Origin of the sequence: Paraburkholderia sediminicola, from assembly GCF_046026855.1 — a bacterium.
Classification (GTDB): Bacteria; Pseudomonadota; Gammaproteobacteria; order Burkholderiales; family Burkholderiaceae; genus Paraburkholderia; species Paraburkholderia sediminicola_A.
The window spans coordinates 1-9,630 of the sequence record NZ_JAQQET010000068.1 but is presented as its reverse complement, the minus strand read 5'-3'; the positions used below and the strand labels follow the sequence as shown (position 1 = coordinate 9,630).

Here is a 9,630-nt window from a genome sequence, read left to right as displayed (position 1 = left end):
AAAGAAAGTAAGTGCCGCCCCGCACAGGGGCGACGCTAATAAACCAATAAGAATTCAAGGAAAGGCCAAAACCATAAAAACACAAACAAGCGCCGCGCAGGCAACCAAATCAGGACGCCGCAATACCCCTTCTCCGAGCCTTCCGCGATTCCCACCGAACCCGAATCCGATCCATATAAAGATAAACAACCGGCGTGGTATAGAGCGTCAGCATCTGACTAACAATCAACCCACCCACAATAGAGATCCCAAGCGGCGCCCGCAGCTCCGCACCTTCCCCTTGCCCAAAGGCAAGCGGCAATGCCCCAAGAAGGGCAGCACAGGTCGTCATCATGATCGGCCGGAACCGCAGCATACAAGCCTGATAAATCGCATCCCGCGAGGACAACCCTTGCCGGGAAGCTTCAATCGCAAAGTCCACCATCATGATGGCGTTCTTCTTCACGATGCCGATCAGCAGAATCACCCCGATCAGCGCAATGATGCTGAATTCAATCTTGAATAGCAGTAAAGCCAGCAATGCACCCACACCCGCCGAAGGCAAGGTCGACAGAATCGTCAGCGGATGGATGTAACTCTCGTACAGCATCCCTAGCACGATATACACCGCCGCCAACGCGGCCAGAATCAGAATCGGCTGGTCAGACATCGACTGCTGGAACGCCTGGGCCGTCCCCTGGAAACTGCCGTGTATCGTGCCCGGCATGCCGATCTGCGCCATCGTGTCGTAAATCGCCTGCGTCGCCGTCGATAAAGACACACCCGGCGGCAGATTGAACGAAATCGTCGAGGCCACGAACTGGCTCTGATGATTCACCGACAACGGCGTATTCCCCGGCCCGAAGCTCGCGATCGCGGACAACGGCACCATCGTTTCCTTCGAGGTCGACACCGCCGCGCCCGACGAAGCACTCGACTTGCCGCTCGCCGCAATCGAATTGATCGCCTGATTGCGCGCGGAGTCGGCCGCGATGCTCGCCACGCTCGACGCAGTCGTACCCGCCGTGCCACCCGTCGTCGCGCTCGTGCTGGCCGCCGTGGTTGTCTGCACGGTAACCGTGCCGGCCGGCGCGTTGGTGGTCTGTGCGCCGCTCGCGCTGCCGCCCGAGGTGCTGATGTAAATCTGGTTCAGCATGTCCGGGCTCTGCCAGTACTTCGGCGCCACTTCCATCACGACGTGGTACTGGTTCAACGGGTTGTAGATCGTCGAGACCTGGCGCTGGCCGAACGCGTCGTACAAGGTGTTGTCGATCTGTGCCGGCTTGATGCCGAGGCGCGACGCGGTTGCGCGGTCGATCGTCACCATCGCCTCGAGGCCGCCTTGCTGCTGGTCGGAATTCACGTCGGCGAGCTCGGGGCGCGCCTGCAGCGCCTCAGTGAGCTTCGGTCCCCACAAATACAGATCGGGCGTCGAATCGGCCAGCAGCGTGAACTGATACTGCGCGTTCGATTGCCGGCCGCCGACGCGAATGTCCTGTACCGCCTGCAGGAAGGTGCGCGCGCCGGCCACGTCGCCGAGCGGGGCGCGCAGTTGCTGGATCACCTGGTCGGCGGATAGCTTGCGCTCGCTCTTCGGCTTCAGCGAAACAAACATGAAGCCGGAGTTGGTCTGCCGGCCGCCGGTGAAGCCGGCCACGCTGTCCACTGCGGGGTTCTTGCCGACGATCTCCATCATCTCCGAGAACTTGCCCTTCATCGCCTGGAACGACGTGCTCTGGTCGGCCTGAATGCCGCCGATCAGCCGGCCCGTGTCCTGCTGCGGAAAGAAGCCCTTCGGCACGATGATGTACAGCCAGATATTCAGTCCGATGGTCGCGACCAGAATCGTCACGATCAGGCGCGGGTGCAGCAGCGCCCAGCCGAGGGTGCGCTCATAACCGCGATGCATCGCCGTGAAGCCGCGTTCGAGCCAGAGGCCAAAACGTCCTTCTTCCTTCTTTTCGTGCGGCTCGCGCAGGAGGCGCGAACACATCATCGGCGTGAGCGTTAGCGAGACGAGCAACGACACGCCGATCGCCAGCGACAGCGTCAGCGCGAACTCGCGGAACAGCCGCCCGACAATGCCGCCCATCAGCAGAATCGGCAGGAACACGGCCACCAGCGAAATACTGATGGACAGCACCGTGAAGCCGACTTCGCGCGCGCCGAGGAACGCGGCCTTCATGCGCGGCACGCCATTCTCGATATGCCGTGAGATGTTCTCCAGCACCACGATCGCGTCGTCGACCACGAAACCGGTCGCGATTGTCAACGCCATCAGCGACAGGTTGTCGATCGAGAAGCCGAGCATATACATCGCGCCGAACGTGCCGATGATCGAGATCGGCACGGCGATGCTCGGAATCAGCGTCGCGCGCCAGTTGCGCAGGAACAGGAACACCACCATCGTGACCAGCGCGACCGCAATGATCAGCGTGCGCTCGGTGTCTTTCAGCGACGCGCGGATCGTTGTGGAGCGGTCGGCGGCCGGCGCGATGTCGACGTCGGCGGGCAGCGACGCGTGCAATTGCGGTAGCATCGCCATGACGCGGTCGATGGTGTCGATAATGTTCGCGCCGGGCTGGCGGTACAGAATCACCAGCACCGAACGCTTGCCGTTGAAGAGGCCGAGGTTGCGCAGATCTTCGACCGAATCGACCACTTCCGACACGTCGGACAGCTTCACCGCCGCGCCATTACGGTACGCGATGACCAGATCCTTATACTGCGACGCCTTGCTCGCCTGGTCGTTCGTATAGATCTGCACGCGGTTCGGGCCGAACTCGATCGAGCCTTTCGGGCTATTCGCATTGGCCGCGGCGAGCGCGGCGCGCACGTCTTCGAGACCGATACCATAGTGGGACAGTGCATGCGGTTCCAGTTCGACACGCACCGCCGGATTGGCCGAACCGCTCACATCCACTTCGCCGACACCGTCCACCTGCGACAACGACTGCTGCAACACGGTGGCCGCCGAGTCGTACAACTGGCCGGCGGTCAGCGTCTTCGAGGTGAGTGCCAGAATCAGGATCGGGGCGTCGGCCGGATTCACCTTGTGATACGTCGGGTTGCTGCGCAGGCTCGCCGGCAGATCGGCGCGCGCGGCGTTGATCGCGGCTTGCACGTCGCGCGCGGCGCCGTCGATATCGCGGTTCAGGCCGAACTGCATCGTAATGCGCGTCGAGCCGACCGAACTCTGCGAGGTCATTTCGGTCACGTCGGCGATCGAGCCGAGATGCCGTTCGAGTGGACTGGCTACGCTCGTTGCCACGGTGTCCGGACTCGCGCCCGGCAACGTGGCCTGCACCGAAATGGTCGGGAAGTCGACTTGCGGCAGCGGCGCGACCGGCAGCTTGGTGAACGCAAAAATCCCGGACAGCGCGATGCCGATCGCCAGCAGCGTGGTGGCGACCGGGCGGGAAATAAACGGACGCGACATGTTCATCGCTTAGTTCCCTGCATCGGTGGCGGGCGGCGTCGCACCTTTGGAAGAATCGCCGCGATTGAAGCGCTCACGCGCACGGCGTGCTAGCGAGTCGAAGCCGAGATAAATCACGGGTGTCGTAAACAGCGTCAGCAACTGACTCACGATCAGACCGCCCGCAATCGCAATACCGAGCGGGCGGCGCAACTCCGAGCCCGCGCCGGTGCCGAGCATCAGCGGCAGGGCGCCGAGCAGGGCGGCGAGCGTGGTCATCAGGATCGGGCGGAAGCGCAGCAGACACGCCTGATAGATCGCCTCACGCGGTGGCTTGCCTTCCTCGCGCTCCGCGTAGAGCGCGAAGTCGATCATCATGATGGCGTTCTTCTTCACGATACCAATCAGCAGCACGATACCGATGATGCCGATGATGTCCAGATCGTGCCCGGTGATCAACAGCGCGAGTAAGGCGCCGACGCCCGCCGACGGCAGCGTCGACAGAATCGTGATCGGGTGAATAAAGCTTTCGTACAGCACGCCGAGCACGATATACATCGTGACGATTGCCGCCAGGATCAGGAACAGTTCGTTCGACAACGACGCCTGGAACGCCAGCGCCGCACCCTGGAAGCGCGTCTGGAACGACGCCGGCAGCCCGACATCCTTCTCTGCCTGAGCGATCGCCTTCACCGCCGCGCCAAGCGACGAGCCGGGCGCGAGATTGAACGAAACGGTCGTGGCCGGGAACTGGCTCAAATGCGTGACCAGCAGCGGCGCAGGCTTCTCGATGAACTTCGCAATCGATGACAGCGGCACCTGGCCGCCCGACGAAGTAGAAGAGGGCAGATAGATCGAGTTCAGCGACTCGGTGTAATGCTGCATCTGCGGCTGCGCTTCCAGGATCACGCGGTACTGGTTCGACTGCGTGAAGATGGTCGAGATGATGCGCTGGCCGAAGGCGTCGTAGAGCGCGCTGTCGACGGTAGCGGGCGTGATGCCGTAACGCGACGCCGTGGCCCGGTCGATCTCGATATAGACCGACTGACCGTTGTCCTGCAGGTCGGTGGCCACGTCCGCCAGTTCCGGCGACTGCTTCAGCCGGTCGACCAGTTTCGGTACCCACGTGGTGAATTCACTGATGTTCGGGTCGGTCAGCATGAACTGGTACTGCGTCGGGCTGACGGTGGAATCGATCGTCAGGTCCTGCACCGGCTGCATGTATAGCGACGCGCCCGGAATATGCGCGACGTCCTGCTGCAACTGGCGGATCACGTCGCTGGCGGTGTTGCTGCGGTCGTCGCGCGGCTTCAGGTTGATCAGCATGCGGCCGCTGTTCAACGTGATGTTGCTGCCGTCCACACCGATGAACGAGGTGAGGCTTTCCACGTCCGGGTTCTTCAGGATCTGCTCGGCGAGCTCCTGCTGACGCTCGGCCATCGATGCATACGATACCGACTGCGGGGCCTGTGTGATCGCCTGGATCACACCGGTGTCCTGTACAGGGAAGAAGCCCTTCGGAATATATACGTACAGCACGCCGGTCAGCACGAGCGTGAGCAGCGCGACGAACAGGGTGGAGCGTTGCCGGTTCAGGACCCACGTGAGCGCGACGGCGTAACGGGCGATCACCCAGTCGATCGACTTGTGGGCCTTTGCTTCGAAACGGTGGCTTTCGTGCGGCGGCGTGTGACGCAGGAGCTTCGCGCACATCATCGGCACGAGCGTAAGCGAGACGATCGCCGAGATCACGATCGTGACGGCCAGCGTGATCGCGAATTCATGGAACAGGCGCCCGACCACGTCGCCCATGAAGAGCAGCGGGATCAGCACGGCGATCAGCGAAACCGTCAGCGAAATGATCGTGAAGCCGATCTGTTTCGAGCCCTTCAGCGCGGCTTCCAGTGGCGACTCGCCGTCTTCGACATAACGCGCGATATTCTCGATCATCACGATGGCATCGTCGACCACGAAGCCGGTCGCGATGGTCAACGCCATCAGCGATAAGTTATCCAGCGAGAAACCGCACAGATACATGACCGCAAGCGTGCCGATCAGCGATAGCGGCACCGACAGGCTCGGAATGATGGTTGCGTAGACGTTGGCGAGGAACAGATACATCACCAGCACCACCAGCATGACCGACATCAGCAACTCGAACTGCACGTCGCGCACGGAAGCGCGGATCGTGGTGGTGCGGTCGGTGACGATCTCCACGTCGAGCGCGGCGGGCAGCGACTGTTGCAGTTGCGGCAGTAGCGCCTTGATACTGTCGACCACCTGGATCACGTTCGCGCCCGGCTGGCGCTGCACGTTCAGGATGATGGCCGGCGTGTTGTTGACCCACGCGCCGAGTTTGGTGTTTTCCGCGCCCTGCACGATGGTGGCGACGTCCGTCAGCATCACCGCGCGGCCGTTCTTGTACGCGACCACCGCGCTCTTGTACGCTTCGGCGTCGGTTAGCTGATCGTTCGCGTTGATCGTGTAATTGCGCGTCGGGCCGTCGAAGTTACCCTTCGGCGTGTTGACGTTCAGGTTCGAAATCGTGGTGCGCAGGTCGTCCAGATTCAGACCGTACGCAGCGAGCGCGCGCGGGTTCGCCTGAATCCGCACGGCCGGACGTTGGCCGCCTGACAGGCTCACGAGACCCACACCCGCCACCTGCGAGATCTTCTGCGCGAGACGCGTATCGGCCAGGTCCTGCACCTGGGTGAGCGGCATCGTTTTTGACGTGATCGCTAGCGTGATGATCGGCGCGTCGGCAGGATTGACCTTCGCGTAGATCGGCGGCGCGGGCAGGTCGGACGGCAGCAGATTGCCCGCCGCGTTGATCGCGGCCTGGACTTCCTGTTCGGCGATATCGAGTGGCAGGTCGAGGCTGAACTGCAGCGTGATGATCGACGAGCCGGCCGAGCTTTGCGACGACATCTGATTCAACGACGGCATCTGCCCGAACTGGCGTTCGAGCGGCGCGGTGACCGACGAGGTCATCACGTCCGGGCTCGCGCCCGGATAGAAGGTCTGCACCTGGATCGTCGGATAGTCGACCTCGGGCAGCGCGGAGAGCGGCAGAAAGCGCAGCGCGACGAGACCGACCAGCATGATCGCCGCCATCAGCAGCGCGGTGCCGACGGGGCGCAGAATAAAGGCGCGGGATGGATTCATGCGGTAGTTGCCGTGCCTTTATTGCGAAGCTTGCGCCGCGTGTTTGCCGTGATGTGCGTGTGCACCCGATGCGCCCGCCGCGCCGCTTGCGCCGCGCGCGCCAGAGGCGCCGCGTGGCCTGTCGGCCGGAATCGTGATCTTCGCGCCTTCCTTCAGCCGGTCCGAACCGTCGATCACGACGCGCTCGCCGACTTGCAGGCCGGATTTGATGCTGGTGCGCTCGCCGTCCACCGGACCGACCTTGACCGCGCGCACGGTCACCGTGTTGTCCGGCTTCACGACATACACGAACTGACCCATCGAGCCGTTCAGCACGGCCGGTGTCGGCACGATTACCGCGTCCTTGATCGTGTCCACCAGCAGGCGTGTGTTCACGAACTGATTCGGGAACAACAGGTTCTTGCTGTTCTGGAAGACGGCGCGCAGTTTGACCGTGCCGGTGGTGGTGTCGATCTGGTTATCCAGTGTTTCGAGCGAGCCGCCTTCGAGCGAGGTGGTGTTGCTGCGGTCATACGCGGTGACCGAGAGCTTCGCGCCCGTTTGGGTCTGCTGGATGATCTGCTGCAGATTGTCTTCGGAGGTCGTGAAGATCACGCTGATCGGCTGCAACTGCGTGATCACGACGAGGCCGTTGGTCAGGCTCGGCGTCACGTAATTGCCCGGATCGACCTGGCGCAAACCGACGCGGCCCGACACCGGCGCGGTGATGCGCGCGTAGACGAGGTCGAGCTTGTAGGTATCGATGTTCGCCTGATCGGACTTCACCGTGCCTTCGTACTGTTTGACCAGCGAGGCTTGCGTATCGACCTGCTGGCTGGCGATCGAGTCTTGCGCGAGCAGTGTCTGGTAACGCTTCAGATCGAGGCGGGCGGTCTGCAGGAGCGCCTGGTCGCGCGCGAGGGTGCCTTGCGCGTTTTCCAGCGAGATCTGATAGGGGCGCGGGTCGATCTGGGCAAGCACGTCGCCCTTCTTGACCATCTGGCCTTCCTGGAAGAACACGTTTTGCAGCGTGCCGCTCAACTGCGGCAGCACGGTGACGTTGGCGAGCGGCGTGACCGTGCCGAGCGCGGTCAGCACCACCGGCATCTCACCCTGGGTGGCGGTCGCCACGTGAACAGGCTGCGGCATGTTGGCGAGGGCGCCACCGCGGCCCGCACGGCCCGCGTGGCCGCCACTTGCGCCGCTCGCACCGGCAGCCGCGCTCGCGCCGCCGCCGGGGCCGCCCCACGGATGCCAGCGCCACAACACGATCCCGAGGATGACCAGCGCCGCCACGGTCAGTGCGATGTTACGGCCGCGATGGCCTCTGGCCGCGGCCGGAGTGTTCCCGGGGCCGCCAGCAGGGCCCCCGGTGGCGGGCGGTTGCGAACCGGGTTGGGAAGCCGGCGTGGTAGGGCGTGAGGTTTCCGAATGCTTTTGTTGTTCGTCCATCGGTTCGGTCAGGTGGCTGGCTTTGATGTGAGCCGCTCGTGCGATTGTGCCGCTTCGACAGTTCGGCGGACCGGCACGCAGGCGGCATGACAGGCGGTTTCGACAGCGGACGCGCCGCGAATGTTCAGCGCGATGCTACCCGAGGCGCGGGTCAAAGATGTTAACGCAATGCGCCGTCATGGCGGGTCGGCCGGGCCGTTATCGAACGGTGATAACGGCAAGCCGGACCGGCGTCCCGCCACGGGAATCCATGATCCTACGTCGCGGGCTCTGTAACAGTCCACCCGTGTTTTTTTCTTTTGATTACGAAGGTTACAGGATGAATGAAAAATGACAGGTTGAACACGCCGTGGCCGCCGACCAGCGAGCGACTGCGCATGTCAGTTATCCAGGCGGCGCCCAGGTGTGCCGCCGATCTCGAGCATGATCTTACTGACGCATTCGAGCAGGGCCGGCGCCGCGCGCGATATCAGCCAGTCGCGCGGGCACTGATCCGCGGAGCCGCCGCAATTGACCGCATAGCGCTCGCCCGAGGGGCCGATGAACCCTGACGCGATGGCATTCAGGCCGTCGTACCATTCGCCCGTGGCGATCGCAAAGCCTTGCTCCGCGGTCTCTCGCAAGGCGGTTGTCAGACGGCCGCTGACGTGGCCCCAGTCGTCGCCCTCGGCGGCCTGCAAGCCGATCAGCAATTTTTCGCGCTCCGGCTCGGCGAGTGCCGACAAATAGGCACGGCCGACCGCGGTGCGACTGAGGTTCATACGCGAACCGATTTCGAGACGCGACACCAGGACCGCCGAGCGTGGCCGGATCGCGTCGATCACCACCATGTCGAGACGGTCGCGTACCGCCAGATGCACCGACAGCGCGGTGCGTTCGGCGAGTTCGATGAGGAAAGGACGCGCCCGGGCCCGGATGTCGAAATTACGCAGAAAGCCATTGCTCAACTCCAGCACCGACGAGGTCAGTACGAATCGCTCGCTGTCGGGCAAGCGAAACAGGAATCCTGCGCCGACGAGCGTGGCGGTAATTCGCGAGACGGTGGGCTTCGGAATGCCGTTCAACTCGGCCAGCTCGCGGTTGCTGAGCGGTGCGTCGGCTGCGGCGATCGAGCGCAGCACCGTCAAGCCGCGTGCTAGCGCGGTGACTTCGTCGCCCGCGCCGTCTTTATCTTTGGCTGAGCCCGCGGCAGTTTGGGAGGGCGTAGGTCGGTTCATATCGTTTTTCTGGAACTATATTTCAGTTTTCTGTTCACCTGGCTGCTAACAAGCCTTCCGAAAAGGCTGGGCGAAGGCCCCAAAATGGGGCATGAAGTCCTTTTTTCATTTGAAGATTCATTGTATCGGAATATTTTTCCGCGATGAATGAAGCCCTCGAAATTTTGCTTGACTTAGTCAGCATAACCATAAAAAATGGAATCTCATTTCGAAAGACGGTTTCAGGTTCTGTATTTTGGAGTTTTGAACCAGCCGTGGTCCGCGGAGTGTCTGCTCGAGTCCCCTGTAAGTCCACGCAGCACCAGTCTCGCGGCCGATCTCGCGCCGGCCCCACTTTCGAATACCGTCTCTCAGGTTCTAGCACGGCCCTCGGAATGGCTAGAACTTTTTAAGGCGTCACGGTAACGTGACGCCTTTTTT

The 9,630-nt window shown here is 62.6% G+C and carries 4 protein-coding genes; all 4 read right to left on the bottom strand.

Translation table 11 applies throughout. The features are described 5' to 3' along the window. Window positions 1-109 precede the first annotated feature (109 nt). On the bottom strand, window positions 110-3,424 hold the full coding sequence (locus PQR40_RS38625) for an efflux RND transporter permease subunit (protein WP_408233067.1): 3,315 nt from the start codon (window positions 3,422-3,424) through the stop codon (window positions 110-112). A gap of 3 nt (window positions 3,425-3,427) precedes the next feature. Continuing rightward, on the bottom strand, window positions 3,428-6,562 hold the full coding sequence (locus PQR40_RS38620) for an MdtB/MuxB family multidrug efflux RND transporter permease subunit (RefSeq protein ID WP_408511247.1): 3,135 nt from the start codon (window positions 6,560-6,562) through the stop codon (window positions 3,428-3,430). An 18-nt stretch (window positions 6,563-6,580) separates the two neighbouring features. Beyond that, complete coding sequence (locus PQR40_RS38615; protein WP_408511246.1) at window positions 6,581-7,993, bottom strand: MdtA/MuxA family multidrug efflux RND transporter periplasmic adaptor subunit; 1,413 nt, start codon at window positions 7,991-7,993, stop codon at window positions 6,581-6,583. 380 nt (window positions 7,994-8,373) lie between these two features. Continuing rightward, window positions 8,374-9,210: an IclR family transcriptional regulator gene (locus PQR40_RS38610; protein ID WP_408233058.1), complete on the bottom strand. Its 837-nt coding sequence runs from the start codon at window positions 9,208-9,210 to the stop codon at window positions 8,374-8,376. Window positions 9,211-9,630 lie beyond the last annotated feature (420 nt).